At 40.1% G+C, this 23093-nt stretch carries 27 protein-coding genes; 7 read left to right on the top strand and 20 right to left on the bottom strand.

What is annotated here, in order from left to right:
- Positions 1-120 precede the first annotated feature (120 nt).
- Genes IEU81_RS10250 through IEU81_RS10215 form a run of 8 tightly spaced genes read right to left on the bottom strand, consistent with a single transcriptional unit; the run spans position 121 to position 6844 of the window.
- Positions 121-888: a putative hydro-lyase gene (locus IEU81_RS10250; protein ID WP_186090919.1), complete on the bottom strand. Its 768-nt coding sequence runs from the start codon at positions 886-888 to the stop codon at positions 121-123.
- A gap of 8 nt (positions 889-896) precedes the next feature.
- Positions 897-2108 (bottom strand): NRAMP family divalent metal transporter, encoded by a 1212-nt coding sequence (locus tag IEU81_RS10245; RefSeq protein WP_186090917.1) that lies wholly within the window; start codon positions 2106-2108, stop codon positions 897-899.
- Between the two features lie 14 nt (positions 2109-2122).
- Complete coding sequence (locus tag IEU81_RS10240; protein ID WP_231957235.1) at positions 2123-2887, bottom strand: LamB/YcsF family protein; 765 nt, start codon at positions 2885-2887, stop codon at positions 2123-2125.
- 12 nt (positions 2888-2899) lie between these two features.
- Positions 2900-4246 carry an acetyl-CoA carboxylase biotin carboxylase subunit gene (locus tag IEU81_RS10235; protein ID WP_186090916.1) on the bottom strand — a complete coding sequence of 449 codons (1347 nt, stop codon included), beginning with the start codon at positions 4244-4246 and terminating at the stop codon, positions 2900-2902.
- A 2-nt stretch (positions 4247-4248) separates the two neighbouring features.
- Positions 4249-4680, bottom strand: a complete 432-nt coding sequence (locus IEU81_RS10230) for an acetyl-CoA carboxylase biotin carboxyl carrier protein (RefSeq protein ID WP_186090914.1) — start codon at positions 4678-4680, stop codon at positions 4249-4251.
- A gap of 4 nt (positions 4681-4684) precedes the next feature.
- Complete coding sequence (locus IEU81_RS10225; RefSeq protein ID WP_186090912.1) at positions 4685-5674, bottom strand: 5-oxoprolinase subunit C family protein; 990 nt, start codon at positions 5672-5674, stop codon at positions 4685-4687.
- Entirely contained in the window at positions 5664-6392 is a 729-nt protein-coding gene (gene pxpB, locus IEU81_RS10220; RefSeq protein ID WP_186090911.1) for a 5-oxoprolinase subunit PxpB, read from the bottom strand. Before pxpB ends, IEU81_RS10225 begins: the two co-directional genes overlap by 11 nt.
- Positions 6393-6418: 26 nt before the next feature.
- Positions 6419-6844, bottom strand: coding sequence for an SRPBCC family protein (locus IEU81_RS10215; protein ID WP_186090909.1), 426 nt, complete (start codon positions 6842-6844; stop codon positions 6419-6421).
- 151 nt (positions 6845-6995) lie between these two features.
- Between IEU81_RS10215 and IEU81_RS10210 the strand changes: the two genes are divergently transcribed.
- The 6 genes from IEU81_RS10210 (at position 6996) to IEU81_RS10185 (ending at position 11065) form a co-directional block, all read left to right on the top strand.
- Positions 6996-7418 carry a GNAT family N-acetyltransferase gene (locus IEU81_RS10210; RefSeq protein ID WP_186090907.1) on the top strand — a complete coding sequence of 141 codons (423 nt, stop codon included), beginning with the start codon at positions 6996-6998 and terminating at the stop codon, positions 7416-7418.
- Positions 7419-7455: 37 nt separating this feature from the next.
- Positions 7456-8061, top strand: a complete 606-nt coding sequence (locus IEU81_RS10205) for a CDP-alcohol phosphatidyltransferase family protein (protein WP_186090905.1) — start codon at positions 7456-7458, stop codon at positions 8059-8061.
- Complete coding sequence (locus IEU81_RS10200) at positions 8058-8996, top strand: phosphatidate cytidylyltransferase (RefSeq protein WP_186090904.1); 939 nt, start codon at positions 8058-8060, stop codon at positions 8994-8996. Before IEU81_RS10205 ends, IEU81_RS10200 begins: the two co-directional genes overlap by 4 nt.
- Before the next feature lie 9 nt (positions 8997-9005).
- Complete coding sequence (locus IEU81_RS10195) at positions 9006-9632, top strand: lysophospholipid acyltransferase family protein (protein WP_186090902.1); 627 nt, start codon at positions 9006-9008, stop codon at positions 9630-9632.
- Positions 9632-10171, top strand: coding sequence for a hypothetical protein (locus tag IEU81_RS10190; RefSeq protein ID WP_231957234.1), 540 nt, complete (start codon positions 9632-9634; stop codon positions 10169-10171). The genes IEU81_RS10195 and IEU81_RS10190 overlap by 1 nt, the downstream gene beginning before the upstream one ends.
- A gap of 123 nt (positions 10172-10294) precedes the next feature.
- Complete coding sequence (locus IEU81_RS10185) at positions 10295-11065, top strand: class I SAM-dependent methyltransferase (RefSeq protein WP_186090899.1); 771 nt, start codon at positions 10295-10297, stop codon at positions 11063-11065.
- 69 nt (positions 11066-11134) lie between these two features.
- On the opposite strand, the gene IEU81_RS10180 is transcribed toward IEU81_RS10185, so the two are convergent.
- From IEU81_RS10180 to IEU81_RS10135, 10 genes are all read right to left on the bottom strand, one after another.
- Positions 11135-12028 carry a YitT family protein gene (locus IEU81_RS10180; RefSeq protein ID WP_092596530.1) on the bottom strand — a complete coding sequence of 298 codons (894 nt, stop codon included), beginning with the start codon at positions 12026-12028 and terminating at the stop codon, positions 11135-11137.
- Positions 12029-12127: 99 nt separating this feature from the next.
- Positions 12128-13354: a metal-dependent hydrolase family protein gene (locus IEU81_RS10175; protein ID WP_186090897.1), complete on the bottom strand. Its 1227-nt coding sequence runs from the start codon at positions 13352-13354 to the stop codon at positions 12128-12130.
- Positions 13355-13370: 16 nt separating this feature from the next.
- Entirely contained in the window at positions 13371-14522 is a 1152-nt protein-coding gene (locus tag IEU81_RS10170) for a hypothetical protein (protein WP_092596536.1), read from the bottom strand.
- A 94-nt stretch (positions 14523-14616) separates the two neighbouring features.
- Positions 14617-15798 (bottom strand): hypothetical protein, encoded by a 1182-nt coding sequence (locus tag IEU81_RS10165; RefSeq protein WP_186090896.1) that lies wholly within the window; start codon positions 15796-15798, stop codon positions 14617-14619.
- On the bottom strand, positions 15798-16991 hold the full coding sequence (locus tag IEU81_RS10160; protein WP_186090894.1) for a DUF58 domain-containing protein: 1194 nt from the start codon (positions 16989-16991) through the stop codon (positions 15798-15800). The genes IEU81_RS10165 and IEU81_RS10160 overlap by 1 nt, the downstream gene beginning before the upstream one ends.
- The gene (locus IEU81_RS10155) at positions 16981-17937 is read right to left on the bottom strand and encodes an AAA family ATPase (RefSeq protein WP_176760589.1); all 957 of its coding nucleotides are present in this window, start codon (positions 17935-17937) and stop codon (positions 16981-16983) included. The genes IEU81_RS10160 and IEU81_RS10155 overlap by 11 nt, the downstream gene beginning before the upstream one ends.
- Before the next feature lie 106 nt (positions 17938-18043).
- Positions 18044-18886, bottom strand: a complete 843-nt coding sequence (locus tag IEU81_RS10150) for a MetQ/NlpA family ABC transporter substrate-binding protein (protein WP_092596546.1) — start codon at positions 18884-18886, stop codon at positions 18044-18046.
- Positions 18886-19725, bottom strand: a complete 840-nt coding sequence (locus tag IEU81_RS10145; protein ID WP_092596549.1) for a MetQ/NlpA family ABC transporter substrate-binding protein — start codon at positions 19723-19725, stop codon at positions 18886-18888. Before IEU81_RS10145 ends, IEU81_RS10150 begins: the two co-directional genes overlap by 1 nt.
- A gap of 15 nt (positions 19726-19740) precedes the next feature.
- A complete protein-coding gene (locus tag IEU81_RS10140; RefSeq protein WP_092596552.1) occupies positions 19741-20427 on the bottom strand; it encodes a methionine ABC transporter permease in 687 nt (228 codons plus the stop codon).
- Positions 20420-21157, bottom strand: coding sequence for a methionine ABC transporter ATP-binding protein (locus IEU81_RS10135; protein ID WP_186090893.1), 738 nt, complete (start codon positions 21155-21157; stop codon positions 20420-20422). The genes IEU81_RS10140 and IEU81_RS10135 overlap by 8 nt, the downstream gene beginning before the upstream one ends.
- 129 nt (positions 21158-21286) lie before the next feature.
- Here IEU81_RS10135 and IEU81_RS10130 point away from each other — a divergent pair, with 129 nt between their 5' ends.
- Positions 21287-21664 carry a VOC family protein gene (locus IEU81_RS10130; protein ID WP_092596558.1) on the top strand — a complete coding sequence of 126 codons (378 nt, stop codon included), beginning with the start codon at positions 21287-21289 and terminating at the stop codon, positions 21662-21664.
- Positions 21665-21726: 62 nt separating this feature from the next.
- On the opposite strand, the gene IEU81_RS10125 is transcribed toward IEU81_RS10130, so the two are convergent.
- Together IEU81_RS10125 and IEU81_RS10120 are read right to left on the bottom strand one after the other, a co-directional pair.
- On the bottom strand, positions 21727-21876 hold the full coding sequence (locus IEU81_RS10125) for a hypothetical protein (protein WP_176760590.1): 150 nt from the start codon (positions 21874-21876) through the stop codon (positions 21727-21729).
- A 335-nt stretch (positions 21877-22211) separates the two neighbouring features.
- Positions 22212-23003, bottom strand: coding sequence for a class I SAM-dependent methyltransferase (locus IEU81_RS10120; protein ID WP_186090891.1), 792 nt, complete (start codon positions 23001-23003; stop codon positions 22212-22214).
- Positions 23004-23093 lie beyond the last annotated feature (90 nt).

Genomic DNA, 23093 nt, shown 5'->3' with positions numbered 1-23093 from the left:
TAATATAATATTAATTATAATGTGCGTATTTTAATTGTCAATAACTAAATTGATAATATAATCGTACGTATTTTATGCTGTTATTACTTAAAAGACAAAAAACCGGGCAACCGCCAGGTTTTAACTTTTATATTCTTCATTATTAATATCTGTAATAAACATATGTCCTGGTGCATGACTGATTAAAATTTCCGGTTTTGCATTCAAGACCACGTTTTGAGGTGTGACACCGCAAGCCCAAAATACGGGAACTTCATCCTCGGCAATTTCAATGCTGTCGCCGTAATCCGGTTTATCAATATTGCGGATGCCAATTTCTTTAGGATCTCCTGCATGTACCGGTCCACCGTGCATATTTGGAAATTCGTTCGTAATTTCTGTCACTTTATCGACTAGCGACTTTTTGAACGGACGCATTGACACAACAGTATTACCTTTAAATACCCCGGCCGGTTCTGTCTCAATGTTCGTTTTGTACATCGCGACATTACGTCCTTCATCGATATGTTTAATGCTGATGCCGGCATCTAAAATAGCCTGTTCAAAAGTAAAACTGCAGCCGATTAAAAACGTTACAAAATCATCGCGCCAGTATTTTTTAATGTCGCTGACCGTCTCTGTTAATTCACCATTTTTATAAATATTATATTGCGGAATATCCGTACGGATATCTGATTTTTTTGCATAACGGCTAACAAATTCTCCCGCTTCCAGCACTTCAATAATCGGCACCGGTTTGCTGTTTCTTATTGCAAACAAGAGAAAGTCAAAAGCATACTCTTTTGGCAGAATTGCCAGGTTAGCCTGGACTTTATCTCCTGCTATACCTGAAGTTGGACCTGTATGTTCGCCGTCTCTGATTTTCTTTCTAATTTCTTCTGTATTCATCTAATCACCTATCCATTCCATAAGTCTGCAAGACCTTGCAGCGACATAAATCCTGCGATAAGCGTAACGATTACTGCAATAATACCAAAACCAATCATCCATGTCGGATGGTGGTAATTTCCAACGATGCTCTTCTTCCTAGAAGCAAGCAGAATCGCACCGAGCGTCAGCGGTAAAATCAGTCCGTTAAATGAACCTGCTAATATAAGCAGTGTGACCGGACGGCCGACGAATAGGAAAATTAAAGTAGATGTTGCGATAAACACGACAATCACTATGTTGTTGTATCTGTCGAATACTTTGTTGAATGATCTCATAAAGCTCGCACTTGTATATGCTGCACCGATAACAGAAGATAAGGCAGCTGCTAATAGAACGACACCGAATATCTTCATACCGATATCGCCAAGCGCAAATTCAAACACAGAGGCAGGCGGATTTTCTTCAGATAACACTGCACCCTGAGAAAGCACACCGAGTACTGCTAAGAACAGCAGGACACGCATCACACCTGTTGTGATAATTCCCCAGTTAGAAGAATGACTAACAAATCGGAGATTCTTTTCTCCAGTCATACCTGCTTCAATTAAACGGTGAGCACCGGCAAATGTAATGTATCCGCCGACCGTACCGCCGACCAGTGTAATAATCGGCAGCAGCATTGCAATAGGATCTTCAGGCATAATCGCACGTTTGGCCGCTTCAGCAACCGGCGGCTCTGAAATAATCATGACATAAGCCACAATACCGATCATTAGAACTCCGAGTACTTGTGTCACAATATCCATAACTGCCCGGCCATTTTTAATCAGGAAGATAACAATAGCAAAAATCCCTGTAATTGCGGCGCCTACTCTGACATCCCAGCCGAAAATTGCATTAAAACCGAGACCGGCACCTGCAACGTTACCTATATTAAAGGCGAAACCCCCGATAACGATTAAAACAGCGACGACGGAGCCGAGGCCCGGAAACACTGCATTCGCAACATCCTGTCCGCGCTTGCCGCTGACTGACAGAACTCTCCAAATATTAAGCTGGGCGCCGATATCAATAACGATTGACGCTAAAATAGCAAAAGCAAAACTTGCCATAAATTGTTGTGTGAATACTGTTGTTTGAGTTAAAAATGCAGGTCCAATTGATGATGTTGCCATCAGGAACACTGCACCGAACAGCAGCCTGCGCTGTGCGGCAGTAATTTTCGGTTTATTTTCCATGTGTGCACCCCTTTTTAAAATGTTTCTATGTCAATTCCCTGTTCTTTTAAATTGCGTCTAATTTCTTTAACAAATTCGAGCGCTTTTTCCCCATCGCCGTGAACACAAATACTGTCCGCTTTAATGTCGATATCTTTACCGCTGATACTTTCTACTTTGCCTTCTTTAAGCATGCGTATGACACGTTTCGCTGCAAGATCACTATCAGTAATCATCGCACCTTCTTTACTGCGTGAAACAAGCGTGCCGTCTTCTTCATATGCACGGTCGGCAAACACTTCATTTTTAACTTCAAGACCTGCAGCCTCGCCAGCCTTAACTAAATTATTATTAGCCAGACCCATCAGCTTTAATTCCGGATTAAAATCTTTTACTGCCTCAGCAATCACACGCGCCAGGTTGTCATCTTTAAATGTTGCATTATACAAGGCACCATGCGGTTTAACGTGATTGATTGATAGTCCGTAAGTTCTCGCAATCCCGTCAAGTGCAGACAGCTGATAGAGCATCATTGCATACACTTCATCATCTGACAGCTGCATATAACGGCGGCCAAAGCCCATCAGGTCAAGAAAGCCGGGGTGTGCACCCAATCCTGTAGAGCCGGACGCTTTAATTCTTTTAACCGTTTCAATCATCACACCCGGATCACCAGCATGAAATCCGCAGGCAACGTTGGCTGAAGAAATCAGCGGAATTATTTCCGAGTCATTGCCTATTGAATAATTTCCAAAACTTTCACCTAAGTCTGCATTTAAATCGATCGTTAATTTACTCACTTCTCTCATCCTTTACTCGATAATATTTTCGGTATGAATAAACTTAATATCATAATCATTTGCCAGTACTTTCGGATGACCGGTCAAATAATACTGGAAGTCCAAATTAGTCTTAACCGGTTCAATGACCGTTTCACCGAGCACCAGCTGCAGCTTCTCAAATGCTGAATGACGATCTTTTGCCGTCACAATAATTTTAGCAATCATCGAGTCGTAGTAAGGCGGTATCGTATAACCGCTGTATATGTGCGTATCCACACGTACATTTCTGCCTAATCCCAGATGAAGCGTTTCAATTTTCCCCGGCGAGGGCATAAAATTGCTGGCGGGATCTTCAGCATTTATACGAGCTTCAATGGCGTGCCCCGTAAGCTGAACATCATTTTGAGAAAAACCAATATCATCGTTAAAAGCGACATCAATTTGAGCCCGGATAATGTCGACGCCGGTCACTTCTTCGGATACGGTATGTTCTACTTGTACCCGTGTATTCATTTCTATGAAGTAGAACCTCTTTTCTTCCGGCACGTATAAATACTCTATCGTTCCGGCACCGCGGTAATTCAATTGCTCTATCGCTTGCCGCGTCGTTTCCGTAATATCTGCTCTTTCTTTTTCGCTCAAAATAGTCGCTGGTGCTTCTTCCAGCAGCTTCTGGTTATTTCTTTGAATCGAACAGTCACGTTCATATAAATGAACGGCACCGCCATGTCCATCACCGATAATCTGAATTTCAATATGCCGGGCTTTTGGAATATATTTCTCGACATAGAGACGATCATCATTAAAAGAGCTTTTCGCTTCTTTTTTGGCTTCCGCATATAACTTGTCGACATCTTCGTCACTGTGCGCAAAACGCATCCCTTTACCACCGCCGCCGGAAACTGCTTTGATGACTACAGGATATGTAATATTTGCTGCCAGAGTTTTTACTTCTTCTATAGAATTCACAATGCCGTCGCTTCCTGGTATCACAGGCACGCCTGCTTTTTCCATCGTTTGGCGGGCCATTGATTTGTTCCCCATCTTCTCCATCGTTTCAGCCGTCGGACCGATAAATATCTTGCCCAGTTCTTCAGTTCGGCGTGCAAATTCAGGGGTTTCCGATAAAAACCCGTAACCCGGATGGATCGCATCTGTCCCGCTCATCAGCGCAGCCTGCAGAATATTATCGATATTTAAATAGCTGTCCGCACTCGACGGGCTGCCGATACAGTAAGCTTCATCCGCCAGGGCGACGTGGAGACTGTCTTTGTCACCGCTCGAATATACAGCGACACTGGTAATATTCATCTCTTTTAAAGTTCGGATGATTCTTACCGCAATTTCTCCTCTGTTTGCGATCAGAACTTTTTTCATGCTTACGCCTCCTCCGGTCGCACCAAGAGTAATACGTCGCCAAATTCTACTGCATCACCATTGTCTATTTTAATCTCTTCAACGACACCAGAGACATTGCTTTTAACATCATTAAACACTTTCATCGCTTCAATAAAACCGACCTGATCGCCTTTTTCAATTTTGTCACCGACTGTTACAAATACTTCTTCACTGTTTTCGTCTTTCTGATTATAAAAAGTACCGATTTGCCCGGCAGTAATTTCAAGCAGTTCTGAAGATTTCTCAGATACTTCTGCAGCTGGTTCATTATTACTGATTGCAGCCGGCTGATCTGAAATTACTGTCCCCTTTTGCTCGATATGAATGTGCGTATTGTCATCTGATATGCTGAGTACAGCCAAGTCTTCTTCTTTTAATAACTTCACTAATTTTTTTATCTCTTTATAATTCATCGTGTTAGCCTCCAATTAATTGTTCGATCATTAAGGCATCCCGGCGTCTTACATCATTAAACTTCACCGACGTTTCAATATAAGTCCCATCGGTCAGTGCTGACAGACTGTCTTTATATAAGACAAGAGCTTCTTTAGCACTTATTTCTTTAAATGTAATTTTTTCTCCGGGTTTTTTCTGGGCAATTTTAGGCAAGTCTACCTTGGCCACAGTACCAATCTTTTTATAACCGCCTGCTGTCTGCCGATCGGCCAGCAGCACAATCGGCTGGCCATTTTTAGGCACCTGAATACTGCCAAACTGTGTCGGCTCGCTTAAAATATCCCTGCTGTCTGCTGCTTCAACAGCTGGACCATCCAGACGGCAGCCCATCCTGTCACTGTCTTTCGTGACGGTGTATTCACTGCTGCAAAAAACAGACACCGCTTCTTTATCAAACCGGTCATACTGTTGCCCCGGTATAAAGCGAATTTCACAGTCTGACGGTAATTTCTTATTAATTTTTGACAAGTTATGATTGACCGTTTTTCCTGTTACCAGCAGCACATCGCCTTTTTCCAGGACACGGCCTTTATAACCGCCCATACTGCTTCTCGTATGAGTGGAGTAACTCCCAAGTTCTTGTTTTAAAGCAAAACCGCCGCTGAAAGCGGCATAAGTTCTGGCACCTTCTGTCACACCGCCAAATTTAACGATGTCTCCTTTTATCAGATCGATGCTTATCCCAATATCAAATGGTGTTTCATTAATGGTTAATTCCATTGCTGCACCGGCCGTAGCCATACTTGTACTCTCTGTCACTTCAAAAGTGACACCGTATAAAGTCATTTCTAGGACAGCGCATGTATAATCATTTCCAAGTAAAGCATTCACCAGATAATAACTTTCGTAGTCCATGACCCCGGCAGGCGTAAATCCGTAGGATTCATAGCCGTAACGTCCCAAATCCTGAACCGTCGTAAAAAGTCCGGGATTAATAATTTTAAGCGCCATTTTCTTCACCTCTGTATTCAATATCCACCGTATATTGGCCTTTTTCATATGCCTCCTGGATACGGTAATATTCGTCTTCATCGATCGATGTATAAATGATTCTGTCTCCCGCCTCGTACAAAATAGCAGACTCTCTGGAACTGTCATAGAGCGGAATTGGCGTTCGGCCTAGCAAATTCCAGCCGCCCGGTGAATCAAAGGGATACATCCCGGTCTGCTGTCCGCCGATGCCCACCGAACCTGCGGGTATTTTTGTCCGAGGAGAATCCAGTCTTGCTTTGTAAAGCGATTCATCCAGACCGCCTAAAAATGGAAAACCCGGCATAAAACCGAGCATATACACTAAATATTCTTTTTCACTGTGCCTGGCAATCACGTCTTCAGGCTCCAGTCCGTCCGCTTTAAAGCTGTCCAGATCCGGTCCGAATTTCCCGCCGTAGCATACAGGTATTTTAATGACTTTATATGAATATGTACTGTCAGTTAAGTCGCTTAAGTCTAATGTACTTAAACTTTCTTTCAGTTTTTCTATATTTGTTTTTTGGACATCAAAATACACGATCAGACTTGTATATGATAAAACGATATCCGTGATACCTTCAATTTCCAGCTTTTCGATTGCAGCCTTTAATATAACAAGCTGTCTGTTTATTTTTTCATCTACCTCATTACCGAGATTAATCGTCAGTGCATCTTCGGCATATTGCATAACTTCCATACTGCTGCCCTCCGTTTTACTCACTGTTATTTTTGCGCTGTAGCTTCGACAGCTTTATTAAATTGTTTTTTTACTTTCGGTATTTTTAATGAATACAGAGCAAAGCTTACCGGCGAGTCGGTGACAAGTTTAGCTGATATCGTCAGTTCAGACCTGTCTTCTACAGGCACAATATTAATCATTGCTTTTAGAGTACCGGCAGGAACGTTCATATCAAATTCAATTCTTCTGTCCGCCTTGTACTGAACAACTTCCGTATCAACTTTTGAACCATCGTAAAAAAGCACAGCTTTTGTTCCAGGTTCTCTAGTATCAGGTGCTGCATTTTTATATTCAATATCTGTCAGCTTATCGAGCTGGCTGATCAACTTTTTATCATTGTTCAAAACTTCGAACACCGCTTCGGGTGACATGTTCAGTTCATCATGATAAAAATATAATTGAAGTTCCATTTACTCCACCCTGTTTCTAAAATTATTTGTTTTTAATGTTGTTTTCATTTGAAACCGTATACAATATAATTATAAACAAAATTTATCAATCTTTCAATATTCTGAAGATTCTTGCTATAATAAGTTACTTATATAAAATACGGGGTGAGTCATGGTCACGATTTCAACTGAAAAAAACATATCTATTGAAGATGTTAGAGGGCTGTATGATTCTGGAGACAGTGCACTCTACAATAATAATGAACAGCTGCTCAACAATATTTTAAGTTCGGACTTTTGTATCACTGCCTGGTCTGAAAATACTTTAGTCGGTATTATCCGCTCTGGTGGAGACGGCAATAATAAACAGTACATTTCTGAAATTGTAATGCATGCCGATCATCCATCGCAGGGCGTCGGCTCAAGGCTGCTCGATACATATCTAAGCGAGACAGCGGATGTTAAAAAAATCTATATCGTTTCACATGAATATTTCCGCACCTCTTTTTCAAAAACCTGGCTGAATTACAAAGGTTTTAATCTTATCGCAGAAAATGACGATATTATAGTTTATCTGCTTGACCGGGAACATTAATCTCAGCTTTTTGCTATAGAATATTGGAGTGATAAAAATGATCAGCATTTATGAATTAAAACCAAAATTCCAGCAGCTGCTTATGCCGATAGTCAATTTTCTGCACAATAAAAAGGTCACCCCTAACCAGGTGACCATATCAGCATGCCTGTTATCTATTCTTACAGGTGTGCTTTTTTATTTTAATACTGAATCTGCATGGATTTATGCTGTCATTCCAGTGTTCATGTTTATTCGGATGGCAATGAATGCTATAGACGGTGTACTCGCTAAAAAATTTAATTTACAAAGCCGGCTCGGTAAATTTTTAAACGAACTGACCGATGTGATCAGCGACACAGTACTGTTCATCCCTTTTATACTTCTCGTCCAGACTTTCCCAGTCAGCGTCGTTATTTTTATTGCGCTGTCCATTATTAGTGAAATGGCCGGAGTTATTTCAGAATCAGTCAGCGGTGGCAGAAGGTATGATGGCCCGATGGGTAAAAGTGACCGTGCTTTTTTAATCGGTGTAATCGCTATCCTTTTACTGTTTAGTATTCCGCTTCAGCCTTATCTGCACTTTATCTTCCTTGCAGCTTCACTATTAATTTGTTTGAACATTTATAAGCGTGTCATTAATGGAATGGAGGTAAAAAGATGAATATCAATCTGCTGACAGATGAAGTTCTCTACGTTTTAATCGGTATTGTTGCTGTGCTTATTATATCTACATTTATTACAAAAATAATGAAACAGAAAAATAACACCAGCGGTTTGAAAGAAGTTGAGATGCGCATACGTTCTTGGTGGGTCATGTTTATAATTTTTACATTTGCACTGCTTATTCACTCGACAATCTCATTAATTTTCATGGCGCTCTTATGTTTCTTAGCACTGAAAGAATATTTTTCGCTTATTCCTTTTAACCGTTCCCACCGGCTGGTCCTGTTTTGGGCATACATGACGATTCCCATTCAGTTCCTGTTGATTTATCTTGGCTGGTACGGCATGTTTATCGTCTTCATTCCAGTCTATATGTTTTTACTGATTCCGATTCAGGCAATTATCGTCGGTGAAACTAAAAACTTCCTCCGTTCGATTGCAACTGTTCAATGGGGAGTCATGCTAATGGTATTTGGTTTGTCTCACCTGGCCTTCCTTCTCGTCTTGCCTGGACAGGAAGAAAGCATTGCCGGAGCCGGTCTCGTACTGTTTCTAGTTGTACTGACACAGGCTAACGATGTCGCCCAGTTCCTCTGGGGGAAAATGCTCGGCAAAAAGAAAATTGTGCCAAAAGTATCACCCAACAAAACATGGGCCGGATTTATTGGCGGTGTGCTGACAACAACAGTACTCGCTGTCATCTTAGCCCCATTGATCACCCCATTCTCACTCTTTTCCAGTATTATTGCAGGTTTGTATATCGGCCTGACCGGATTTATTGGGGTTGTGAATATTTCTGCACTGAAACGCGACTTAAACATTAAAGATACTTCAGCAATTATTCCCGGCCACGGCGGCATACTTGACCGTGTCGATTCACTGACTTATACAGCACCGCTGTTTTTCCATTTTACGAGATACTTCTACTTTTAGGTGATAACTATGAAAAATCTGCTGTTTGCTATTTTAGTAAGACCTGTTATTCTGTTCGTTCTCGGTCTGAATATCCGTAACAGAGATAAACTGCCGAAACGCGGTCCCTGTGTGATTATCGCAAACCACAACAGCCATCTCGATACGCTCGTACTGATGTCGCTCTTTAGAGGAAAAAGTTTTTCCAAAGTCCGCCCGGTCGCAGCGGGAGATTATTTTATGAAGAATAAATTTCTGGCTTTCTTTTCAACAAAAGTCATGAATATTATTCCGATAGAACGTAAAATGACACGCGATTTCAGAGGGATGTTTAAACCGGTGCTGTCCGCTCTGGAAGATGACGGCATAATCATTCTTTTTCCGGAAGGATCCCGCGGCCAAGCAGAACAGCTCAGTAAATATAAAAGCGGCATCTACTATCTCATGCGCGAAAAACCGGATGTACCGATTGTTCCGCTGTTTATACACGGTCTCGGCAAAGCCCTGCCTAAAGGGTCTTTCGTCTTCGTCCCCTTTTTTATAGATATATTTGTCGGCGATAAATTTCACTATATTGATAACCGCCATGAATTTATGACAGAATTAAACACACGAATGGACGGCTTGCAGGAGGAAGGACAATTTAACGAATGGTAATGATGATACTGATATTTATTTGGGGATTCAGCGAAGCTGTATGGTTTTTTATTATACCGGATGTTATTTTAACGTTTTACGCGCTCTGTAATAAAAAATTTAAATATGTAGTATATGCGAACGCCGCTGCTGTATCTGGTGCAATGATCGGTGGTATTACTGTATTTGTCTGGAGCAGTATTAGCCCGGAACACGCTGAAAATTTTATGCTCGGTATTCCTGCTGTTCACGAATACATGATTGAACACGTTCATCAAACGCTGGAAAACAGTATTTTTACCGCGCTGATTACCGGTCCCTTATTCGGTGTGCCTTATAAACTCTTTGCATCCGCAGCTCCTGAATATACAGGAATGTTAATCTTTCTGCTTTTTACAATTCCGGCAAGACTGCTGAGATTTTTACTCGTCTCTTCAATCGCTTATCTGCTGTCGCACTATATCTTTAAAAATTTATCATTTTGGCTTAAGACAGTCATTTGGCTAATCGTCTGGATCATTGTTTATATCATTTACTTCAGCATACACAGTTTCTTTTAAATAACTTATTCTTATTATTTTAAATTAATATAATAAATTATACTTATTGTTTATATATGCTAAAGTGAAATAAGCAGCACATATCTAATGATTCATCCAAAAAATAATAAGGGGATTATATTTATGGACACAAAAAAGGATGTTAAAAGCCAATTTGGACGGAGTGCTGATGCTTATGTCAGCAGTAAACTGCATCGGCTCGGCAGCGATTTAAAGACATTAATAGAAATGGCCCGCTGTGAAAAATCAGATATTGCACTCGATGCTGCAACTGGCGGCGGGCATACAGCAAACGCATTAGCACCGCTTGTTAAAAAAGTTACGTCTTTAGACCTTACACCGGAAATGCTTGCTTCAGCTGAAAAATTCATTATTGCTAACGGTCATAAGAACGTCGAATTCATAGAAGGTGATGCAGAGAATATGCCTTTTGATGACGATACATTTGACATAGTGACTTGTCGTATTGCACCTCACCACTTCCCAAATCTAAATGTCTTTATTAAAGAAGTTTACCGCGTGCTTAAACCAGGTGGCCGTTTTCTTTTAAATGATAATGCTGCGCCTGAAAAAGATAAGTTTGATCAGTTTTATAACACAATCGAAAAACTTCGCGATTACAGTCACTTCCGTGCCTGGAAAAAGACAGAATGGTTCCAGATGCTCGAGATGACCGGCTTTGAAATCTTTGAAATGCATCGTTTTGAAAAATATTTCGAATTTGATGACTGGTGCAGACGAATGCAGCTGACAGATGAAGAAATTAAAAATTTAACCGAAATAATGACTGGAGCTGACGAAGAGATACAGCAAAAATTCCGTATCAAAATTAATAATGATAAAATTGAGTCTTTTCAAGGGGAAGCTGTTTTGTTAAGCGCAGTGAAAAGGTAGAACTCAATGTATACAAAAATCCGTCCGTCAGCTGCCTGACAGACGGATTATTTACTTTAGAGATATTTCTTAGATCAGGTAATTTCCCAACACACTATTCACATCGTGAACAACAACGAAGGCCTGATCATCATTCGCTTTAATAAGCCGTTTCAAACGGTTCAGCTGCGACTTATTGATAACTACAAATAATATATCTTTTTCTTCTTTAGAGTAGTAGCCATGGCCATCTAAAATCGTCACGCCGCGGTGTATTTTCGTATTGATTAAATGAGCCATAAGATCTGGCTGTCTGGAAATAATTGTCACAGCTTTTTTCGGGTTCATACCTTCGATAATGAAGTCCATCACCTTAGTTGCAATATATAAGGCAATGACAGTTAAAAGAACCTGTTCAAGCGACATTACCGTCAGCCCGATTGTAATAACGATTAAGTCAAAGAATAATAATGCATATGAAACGTTCACATCGAAAAATTTATTTGCCATTTTAGCTAAAATCGTCGTTCCGGCTGTCGTAGAACCGATACGGATAATTAAGCCGATACCCATACCGATAAAGAGTCCCCCGAATACGGTATTAATTAAAATTTCATCTGTTTGAATTTGCCATGATTCCGTCGCCCAAAGCGCAAGGGATGTCATTGGAATTGTAAATATTGTATAGAGCATTGCCCGTTTGCCTAAAAATTTAAAGCCGACAATAAGTATAATAAAGTTCAGAATTAAGTTTGACAGTGCTGTCGGAATGCCGTAAGCGTAAAACAGTATAATGGAGATACCGATAAAGCCGCCTTCCCCGAGGTTGCCTGCAATCATAAAGCCGTTGACACCGATAGCGAATAGAAATGATCCTACGATGATTGTCAAAACGTTAATTAACGTTTGAACGGTAAACTCTGAATTTAATGATAGTTTTATCTTTTCGAACCGTGTAGTTTTTAAAGCTTTTCTGATTTTCATGCATATCCCCCTTTATATACTGTACTTTTTCTATGTTATATTACTTTAACACATCTTTCAACGCATGAAAAAAAGCCGTCACAACGGACGGCTTCTATTTTATATAATATTTTTAAGTACTTTTCCATCTTTGGCAACGACTTTAATTTCATCGTTATTTTTAAGAATGCCAATATTTTCAAGCGGATTGCTCTCCGTTAAAATAAAGTCAGCAATGTAACCTTCTTTAACCAGACCCAGGTTTTCAATTTCCATACATTCAGCAGCATTTTTCGTTGACATAACAATCGCATCCATCGGTGTGGCGCCCGATTCTACCATCAATTCAAGTTCGCGAAGGTTCGTACCGTGTTTAAATACACCAGCGTCTGTCCCCATAGCAATTTTAACCCCGGCATCATACGCCTTTTTAAAGCTTGCTTTATGGTCTTCCATTACTTCTTTAGATTTTTTTAGACCTGCTTCTGAAATACCAAGCTCATCTGCAAACTCTATAACTGAAACTGGCGCAAGCAGCGTTGGAACTAAGTAAGTCCCTTTTTCAATCATTTTCTCTATGACTTCATCATCTAAATAAATGCCGTGTTCAATAGAGTGAATACCTGCTTCAACACAATTTTTAATCCCTTCCAGACCCTGAGCATGAGCCATGACTTTAACGCCGTTCCTAAACTGCGCTTCCTCTACGATGACTTTTAACTCTTCCAATGAGTACTGGGTAAATTTAGGATGGTCTGTCGGGCTTGATACACCGCCTGTCGCCATGACTTTAATCACATCAGCCCCGGCACGCAGCAGTTCACGCGTTTTCTTTCTGACCTCGTCTACTCCGTCTGCGATACCGTCCGGCATGCCTTCATAGGGTTTGACCAGACTGAGATCAATACCTGAGTAGTTATAGCCGTCACCATGCCCGCCTGTAATTGACAAGGCATTGACTGAAACCTGCATACGCGGCCCAGTTACCAGACCGTTATTAATCGCCTGTTTGAAACCTAAAGAACTGCCAAGTGCATCTCTCACCGTTGTAATTCCAGCATTAATTGTTCTTTCGGCATATTGGGCAGCTTCATAGAATTGATATGAAAAAGGTGTTGCCACCCGTTCAGCCAGCGGTTTGAACTCTGTCGATAAATGGACGTGTGTATCGATCATACCCGGCAGCATGTACTTGCCCCCGCCGTCGATAACTTCAGCATTTGCCGACTCTACGTCATTTCCAATCCCTGTAAATTTTCCATTCTCAATAATAACTGAAACATTTTCTTTCACTTCGGCACCTGTACCGTCGATTAAATTAATATTTTTTACAATTAAAGTACTCATTTAAAAGTCTCCTTTTTTATAGCATTCCCATAACAAATGATGCAACGACAACTGATGCGACTGTAACGGTAACGAAACCGCCGATCAGCATCGGTGTCACGATTTCATTAAATACTCTCGTCTGATCTGTCTGGTTATCTGTTGTACTCCGGGATACTTCCTCACAAATAATATAGTCTCCCGGGAAACCGACAAGCGCAGTCAGTGCAACAGGCATTCCTTTTAACGGATGCCAGCCGACCGCTTTTGAAGCGATAAATCCGCCCAGTGCTAAACCTGAGACTCCGCATATTAAAATCAATATCACTGCAGGAATATTATTAATGACATCCTGAGGCGTAATCCCGCCCATAGTTCCAATAATAACAAATATGAGTGCAACCATCATAAAACTGAATGAATTCGATTTTTGCAGCACAGCCTGCGGGAACAAGCGCCCATTCAGCATTAGAATACCGAAGAGCAGGCAGAACAATGTAAAGTGAATGCCTGTCCATTCGCTTAAAACCGTCGCGACTGCAGCGAATACAAATACTATAAATAGCAAGATAATATTATTTTTCAATAAATTAAATCTGACTGGTGTTTCATCTTCCTCCATCGATTCCATTTCTGCCTGCGTCGCTTGAGTAGTACTCACGAAGCGAGAAGCATAGCGTTTTAAAAGAAATGCTATCAACGGCATACCGATAGGCGTCTGGAAAGCTGCAATTAATACAGGTACAACAATTAAAGCAGTCAATCCAAGTTCAGTCAGTTTTTCTGTAGTAATCAATAAGGCAACAACTCCGCCTGAAATTGGACCAACACCGCTTGCTGCGGTTTCAAAATCGAAGAATAAAGGAACAATTAATAAAACTAAAGCCAATGCTCCAATTAAGCCGCTCACTGAAATAATCACGGCACGCCATTGTTTCTTTAATATACTTAAAGGCATCAAAGTTCCCATATGTATAATCAGCGGCCCGATGAGTATTGCACCAAGTGCAGGCAGCGTCGATAATTCTAAAATGTTTTCAGGGAAAACGCCTGTCCAGGTTAAAACCAGATAACCGATCATTGCTGTCATCAGCATCGGTATGCGTGCTCTTGAGTAAATTGAAATGACTTCCCCCAAGGCCAGAAGTGCAAACAGCATGACTGTTGCTACTATAGGTTCTTCAATCATGTTTTTTCCCCCTCTAAAGGTTATTGTTCGAATTATACGACAATTCTTACAATATTAAAACATGATTCCGTTTTCAAAATTAAAATTTTCTGAATTAACTATTTTTATCCTCTAATTTTTTCTTCAGCTGTCTGATCATATTTTTAAATTCAGCAAGTTCCAAAGCAGTTAAATCTTTACTGTCATAGCGGTAGCGTTTATATTGCTCAATCATAGCTTGATTATTAATATTCACTCTGCTGCTCCACTCGTCGATTGTTTCACCATAGTATCTGCCAAGTTTTCTCTTCGCCAGCCATTTCTCAAATGCATAGTATTCTTTTCTCACTTTGCTGTTCGGCGGCGGCTGGTTTTCTTCGGTATAAGCTTTTGTTTGTATGCTTTCAATAGAAGTCCGATACGCTGCGGCCTGGATCTTTTCTTTCTCAGGTCTGCTCCTTTTCTTAAAGTAGATAATTAGGACAATCGCACAGCCGATAATTAAAACTGTCAGCAGTATCGCCATGACGGGTGTGTCATTGATAATACTTTCTCTTTCAAAAGTGTCTTCGACTGCATCTCCTGACTCATTTACTTCCATTTCTTCCTGCGGCATTTCAGGGAATTTCCACTCTACCGTTTCAAGAAATGAAAAGAACGGCCGCAGCAGCATGATAAATCCATTCAGCAGAAAGATAAATGCTGTTTGGATGCCGAATACAACATACTTGTATGCCAGTGTAAAGATCGCCGCCGCACTTAAAAGTGCAGCTGAAATAACAGCAAAGTTAAGCAGCTGCTGACTGAATTTATAGCCGCTTCCTGTCATCAGCATCACCGCACGTCCTAAAAAGTAAAAGATAAACATGCTGATAGCAATCATATGAAGCAGTATTGCTTCTTCTGCAATTGCTTCAGACCTGATCAGATTAATGATGATAAGAAGCCCGAGCATAATCATCATCATCGTTTCGTTATGGTGATTGTTTATATTGTCGTACAGCTGTTCCAGCGTCCAGACAGCAAAACCGGTTAATAATATTGCGGTCAGCCAGTATGAACCAAAAAGCATCATCATAATAATCCCTGCCGGCACCAGGATATAAATATAGGCCAAGGGAAATTTTCTGGTTATTAAGCGGCTTAAGATTAATAGTAATATCAATGTCACACTCATATGAATCACGCCGTTTTTATCAGTGTTGTGAATATTTATTAAAACAGCGGCAAACAGCGGCACGAACATTTCTACTGTAAAGTAAAATATAAAAGCTGCGTAATATTTCAAAGGTTTCATTATCTCACCGCCCTTTTTTCACCGTAACGTTCAAGACCGTTTTCATCCAGCTGGTAGACTGTCACGCCGCGGTGAAGAAAGTGAGTCAGTTCTTTATCGATCAGCGGGTTTGTCTGTCCTGTAAAAATGATGTGTGAAGGTATTTTTTCATACAGCTGTACATGATTTAAAAATCTTTCAAATGAAATGGTAAATGTCACAGTTTTAATTTTAGCCAGTGCCTCCAGCATCGGCCTGCAGCTCCTGACTCCATTTAAATCATCAATTCTGTAATAATTCCCTTCATCGAAAGTTTTCATATTTGCAATCATGCTGTAATTAATATTTTCTTTGGCAATTTCTCCTGTTAAAAAACTCAGTTTCTCAAAGATATTTTCTATGTTTTTCGGCGGTGCAAAAATTGAGCCGGAACGCAGATTTATAAGAATCAGCCATTCTGTATATGTCGTTTTCTCATATACTTTCGCCTGCAATTCCCCTGTTCTCGCTGATTGTTTCCAGTTAATATCCCTGAGTGAGTCAGACGTCATATACTCTCTGTTGCCGATAGTCAGGAGCGGATCAGTGTATAAAGATTCATTATTTCTAAATATGCCTTCAGCAACTTTAAATTTGATTTTTTCATTATGAACAGCGAATTTATCGGGATATATCAATATCTCATGCTGAGCAGACCCAAGCTGTTTTAAATCCATGTTGCCGAAACTAAAAATTTTAGGAATTTTAATGCGGCTGTCGACGATATAACTTACACCCCGATGTACCGCAGTATAAGGCACTTCGATAACTGTTTCACTTTTTGGCAGCACTGTAAAAACAGTCTTCGTTTCTGTCTGCTGCCGGATTTTTAAAGCCTGATCATGATCAAATTTAATATCATTGCCGGCTGTAATCGTCATTTCAGCACCTAAAACCGGCATGATGCCTTCCTGACGGATTCTAATTTTTAAAATACCCGCTTCACCTTTATAGTGTCTTACTTCTTTATTCACGATATCAATCGACAGCTTTTTCATAACGCCGCGCTCATATAATCTGTTCAGCAGTATCGATGCCAGAATAATACCGAGTATAAATACGATATAAATGTTTAGAGAAGCAGCGTAAAATATATCGAAAATAATCAGCACAGCTGTAGCAACTGACAGGAGAGCTGCCGTCTGTGATTCTTTATAATCGTACTTATACCTCATCACGGCTCACTCCGTACTCTACCGGTACAACAACTTCATTTAAAATTTCTTCTAATAATTGTTCATTTGCTGTAATTGTCATTCCTTCAATATTTAAAACCAGCCTATGCGAAAGCACATATGGCGCCATCGCTTTTATATCTTCAGGAATGACGTAATCCCGTCCGTTTATTAAGGCAGCGGCCATACTCGCACGCATTAAAGCGAGTGTCCCCCTTGGCGAAACACCAAGTGCGATATATTTATGATTTCTTGTTTTCTGTACGATATTAATTATGTATTCTTTGACTGTATCATTCATTCTGACGTCCGCCGCTTCTCTTCTGAACTGTAATATATCTTCTCTGGTAAAGACTTGTTCAATCCGGGGTCTTTGCTTGCCTCTGTGCATATCCATCATCAGCAGCTCTTCATCTTTTTTTGGATAGCCGAGAGTAATCTTCATTAAGAATCTGTCCATCTGAGCTTCCGGCAAATCAAATGTCCCCTGTCTCGATTCAATTGGATTTTGCGTGGCCAGCACTGTAAATAAATCATCGAGCACAATCTTTTTACCATCGATGGTCACTTGTCCTTCTTCCATTACTTCTAAAAGTGCTGACTGAGTTCTTGGTGTTGCCCTGTTAATTTCATCAGCTAAAAGAATATTCGTCTCTACCGGGCCCATTCTCAAATCGAAACTTTGAGTTTTTGGATTATACATATTCATTCCCGTTATATCTGACGGCAGCACATCCGGCGTAAACTGTATACGTGAAAATTTTCCGCCGACCGTTTCAGCAACCGCTTTAGACAATACTGTCTTCCCCGTTCCAGGCACGCTGTCAAATAGTATATGCCCCTTTTGAATCAGGCTGATAAACACCAGTTCCAGTACTTTATCCTGCCCGATAATGACTTTTCTCAACTCATTTTTAAACTGCTCCAGCTTTTCTTGAATTCCCATCGTATATCCCCCTCGAAATTGTATGCACTTTCTTAATTATAGCAATATTTAAACAAAATAAAAAAGCACCGAGTAAGGGAGGTCAAACTCGGTACTTCCAATAAAATTATTCTGCAGGCTGACCAGGTTCAAACGCCGGTGTAAACATATCGTGTTCGGCAGTCTCCATTAATACATCGTAGACTTCCTGAGATGTCAGCGCGCGTTTTGCCGCCTGCATTTTTTCACTATCTGCTTTGCCTTCACGCGTTACCAGCTGGAAGGCAAATCTTTTTTCATCTTCATCTTCAAGTAAAATTGCATCTTTCGGATAAAGACCGATATTTGCAATTAAATTAGGATGTTCAAAAACCAGTTCAACCCCGTCCTCGTATGCTGCTGTTAAATTAAATAAATCGACAGGAGTGAATTGTAAATTTTTAGGGTTTTCAACGATGTCAGCTACAGCAGCATCAATACCTGTGTCTTCGGCCAGAGTAATCACACCCGCGCTGTCGAGAATTAAAAGTGCCCGGGCTTCATTTGGCGGATCACTTGGTATTGCTACTTCTGCACCATCTTCTATTTCTTCAATAGAATCGTAAACCGGCGAATAGAAACCGACATTTGAAATATAGGCTGGCTGAATTGCAACAAGATCCGCACCGACTTCCTCATTAAAGCCTTCCATATATAACTCATGCTGCGCCAGACTTCCGTCCACTTCATCATTAAAAGTAGCCTGGTTGTATTGTATATTGTCGTTCACCGGCAGCAGTTCCATCGTATACGGTTCTTCTATGACTTCAGCAGCAGTTTCAACCATTGTCGTCAAAGGCTCTGACTGAGAAGCGATTATAATGTGTGTGTCTTCTTCTGTTTCTGATGATGCTTCTTTTGTATCGTTGCCACATGCAGCAAGAATCAGTGTCAAAGTGAGAAATAAAGGAAATAGAAATTGTTTTTTCATTATTCTCCCTCCGGCTCAAATGCAGGTTCAAGATGCGATTTGTCTGCAAGTTCGTTTAGAAAATCGTAAACTTCCTGTGACGTGAATGCTTCGTTCAGCGCCTGTATTTTATCTGAATCCGCATTGCCTTCACGCGCTACAACACGCAGTGCAAATGTATTATCTTCATCTTCTTCAAGCAGCACGGCATCTTCCGGTGTTAAGCCAAGCGGTTCTATGTATGTTGGATAGTTAAACACCAATGGAATACCATCTTCATAAGATGCACTTAAATTCAGCAGATCGACATGGGTAAATTCCAGATTTTTTGGATTTTCTTCAATGTCATCTACAGAGGCTTCAAAGGTTACACCGTCAGGCAATGTAATAATTCCTGCATCATCTAAAATCATCAGGGCACGCGCCTCGTTCGTTGCATCACTTGGTATAGCAACTTCAGCGCCGTCTTCCAGTTCATCTATCGAGTCGTAAACAGGTGAGTAGAAACCGACAATCGCATTATAAATTTCTTCCATCGCCACTAAATCAGCATCATTTTCAGTATTAAATTGTTCCATAAACGGTTCATGCTGAGCAAAACTCGCATCAGCTTCATCGTTAGATACGGCCTGGTTATACTGGATATTATCCGCAACTTCTACCAGCTCTACCGTATAGGGTTCTTCAATCACTTCCCCGACAATTTCAACTACATCAGTCATCGGCGGAGTCTGCGCGACCACTGTAATTTCAGTGTCTTCATCTGAAGTTCCTTCTGAGCTCTCCTCATCATTCCCACATGCCCCCAGCACTAAAACAGCTGCTGAAAAAATACTCATTAACCAGTACTTGTTATTCATTTTTCTTTTCTCCTTTTATCTTTTATCAATTTTTCTTGCCAGCCACAGCCCAAACCACTGTGCAATCTGGACAAAGATAATAATAATAATAATTGCTGTGTACATGATGTCTGTTTCATAACGCTGATATCCATATCGGATGGCAAAATCACCAATTCCGCCGCCGCCGACAACCCCCATGATTGTGGAATATGAAATAAAACTTACAAAAGCAGTTGAGAAACCGATAATTAAAGAACTTCTGGCTTCTACAAATAAAAAGCGGTAAACCAGCTGAAATACAGAAGCACCGAGTGCTTGTGCAGTCTCTACGACACCTTTAGGTACATCGAGCAGTGACTGCTGCACAAATCTTGCGTATAAAGCAATCGCAATCACCATCAGCGGAAATGATGCTGCAACGGGATCACCCGTTGCTCTGCCGTATATTTCGCGAATTAAAGGCTGCATGGCGATGACGAGCAAAAGAAACGGAAATGAGCGGACGATATTAACAAGGACGTTCGCTGTATGATAAACAAATTTGTTTTGCAGCGGTTTATCTTCATCAGTTAAATACAGCAGCGTGCCGAGAGGCAGACCAAGTAAAATTGCCGCTGCTGTCGCAAAGCCCATCATTATTCCCGTCTCATTAAGACTCGTCAAAAGATTCGGCCAGTATTCTACTACTCTTTCAAAATAGATCGTAATGATTTCACTCATTTTTTAACACCTCTAGTATCCGCTCGTAATACGACTCTTCAGATACTGTTGAAGAAGAGGGTTTTATATCAATCGTATCGATGACATTGCCCTTTTCTAAAACGAGCGTTCTGTCACACAGCTGTTTAATGACGTTTAATTCATGCGTCACAACGACAATTGTCATACCGTACACTTTATGTGCACGTTTTAAAACCTGTACAATTTCATCTGTCGTCTTCTCATCCAGTGCACTCGTCGGCTCATCGCAGAGCAGGATCTTCGGATTGGTAATCAAAGCCCGCGCAATACCGACACGCTGTTTTTGTCCGCCGGACAGCTGAGATGGATAATTATTCTTTTTGTCGCTTAATCCTACAAATTCCAAAACTTCATCGATATCTAAAGCGGATTCAAAATGGTGCAGTTTTAACGGGAGCATAATGTTCTCGATGACTGTTTTGTTATTCAGTAAATTAAACTGCTGAAAAATCATGCCTATTTTCTTCCTGTACAGCCTTAAAGCTTTTGCCGATAAAGAACTGACATTATTGCCGTCAACGACGATCTCGCCGTGATCAGGTGTCTCCAGTGCATTAATCATACGGAGCAGTGTTGATTTACCGGATCCGCTCTCGCCGATAATGCCGAATGTCTCACTTTGCTCTATGTGAACTGTAATACCATTCAAGGCCTTAACGGGACCATCGTCACCTTTAAATTCCTTAACGACATTTGTTAATGCAATCATTCTCTGCCTCCTTTTTCAAAAAGATCATAATGGACTGTTATAATAAATATGTAAACATCTCAAACTGTATCAGTCTGTTCTCACAAAATTGTAAACAATACTATATCAGTTGTAAAGGAGAAAAATATTATGAAAGCAGCAATGCCACTATTAACCTTTGAGGGACGTGCTTTTGAAGCACTCGAATATTATAAAGAGGTGTTCCATCATTTCGATATTATTCAACTCGTAAACTATGCGGACTCAAATAAAATACAGCAGTCAGTCATTAGAATTGGTGATATGCACTTAATGATTAAAGATTCTGAAATACCGTTTGAATTTACATTTACACCTAGCATGTCTGTATACATTGAGTGTGAAGACTTGAATGAAATTGAACTATTGTACAGAAAGCTGAAGAAAAACGGAGCGATACATGTACCGCTCGATGATTATAATATGAGCAGGCGTTATGCGTGGATTCAAGATCAGTTCGGTGTTTCCTGGCAGTTAAACTTAATTTAGACACACAAAAAAAAGCCATTCCTCTCTCTTCAGGAATGGCATCATTTTTATTTAATTTGAAATTAAAGAGATAAAGCGCTGATTAATTTGTTTAAAAATGGACGTTTAACATTTTTGCTGCTTTTTTTCTCTGTTAAAATTGAATTATTATACGCAACTTGTTTGTATTCCTCCATGCGGACCTCTGCAGTAAGCTTGTGTGAAATTATCATTATTTTTTCCTCCTCATTTGAAATTTTTATATTAGAGTATTTCTCTGTACCTCTTTTATGTATCTTAATAATACTATATATACCAAGGCTTTTCAAAGATTATGTGATGGTTTTATCAAAGTAAATCTATTAACAATTTTTAGTTAATTCAATTATTGCCAATAAGTAATGTAGTTAAATTTTATGCAAATATACAATATGACAATCTTATTCATCTGTATGTATTTTTAATCACTTTGTTATCGTTTTCATTAATTTCTTTTGTATTGAAACGTTTTCATATTTTATGCAAAAAAATAAAAGAGAGCGAAATTTTACGCTCTCTTTTGATATATTTATTTATATTTATTTTTTAAAATTGCAACATTCAGGACATGCGGCACTTTATGTTTACTCTCATTATCTTTAGAATCCAGCTGCTCTGATATTTTTTCCATTGTTTTGTCCATCTGTTTCTTTTTAAAACTGACCAGCCATGAGGATGTTCCTAATCTGCCCAGCCATTCCTGATCTGTAAATTTAATTCTGTATTCATGTTTGAAAAATTCTTCAAGGTCTAGTCTTTCATGGCGCCAGTCGCTGAACCATTCAACTGGAAAGCCATTGATCATTTGGATTGAATCTTCTTTTGAACCTGCAGGTCTAAGCTCTTCGTGTTTCGAATTTTTCTTAACAATCCTCATAGAGTCTTTCATCATTTTACTCGCTACTTTAAAACCGACATCGGCAACAATTAACAGACCATCCGGTTTTAAAATACGTCTCATTTCTTTTGAAGCTTTATCACTTTCAAACCAGTGCCAGGCTCGCATGACAATGACAATATCATAAGTATCGTCATTTAAACCCGTATGTTCTGCAGTCCCTTTAGTGAAACTGATTCTGTCATCATCACCGACATATTTCTTACCAATTTTAATAAATTCTTCTGACGGCTCGACAGCATCTACAATTGCGCCGTGTTCACTTAAAACTTTACTGACAAATCCGGGCCCAGCCCCGATATCTGCCACTTTACTGCCCGACAGCTCAATATTCCTCTTAGTCAGTTCTTCAAAAAATGCACTTGGAATATCATTTCTGTGTTTAAAATATTCTTCGGCATAATTATGAAAATTTGTTTTCATAATAAGTTGACCCCCCCAGTCATCCTGATTACTTTACATTATCAAGGTATTTTGCTCACATGTCTAGCTTAAGGTCTGATAAGATTTACA

The organism is Jeotgalicoccus aerolatus, assembly GCF_014635205.1.
GTDB classification, from domain to species: Bacteria; Bacillota; Bacilli; order Staphylococcales; family Salinicoccaceae; genus Jeotgalicoccus; species Jeotgalicoccus aerolatus.
Note: the sequence above shows the minus strand (reverse complement) of the source record. Positions and strands in the feature narration are given on the sequence as shown.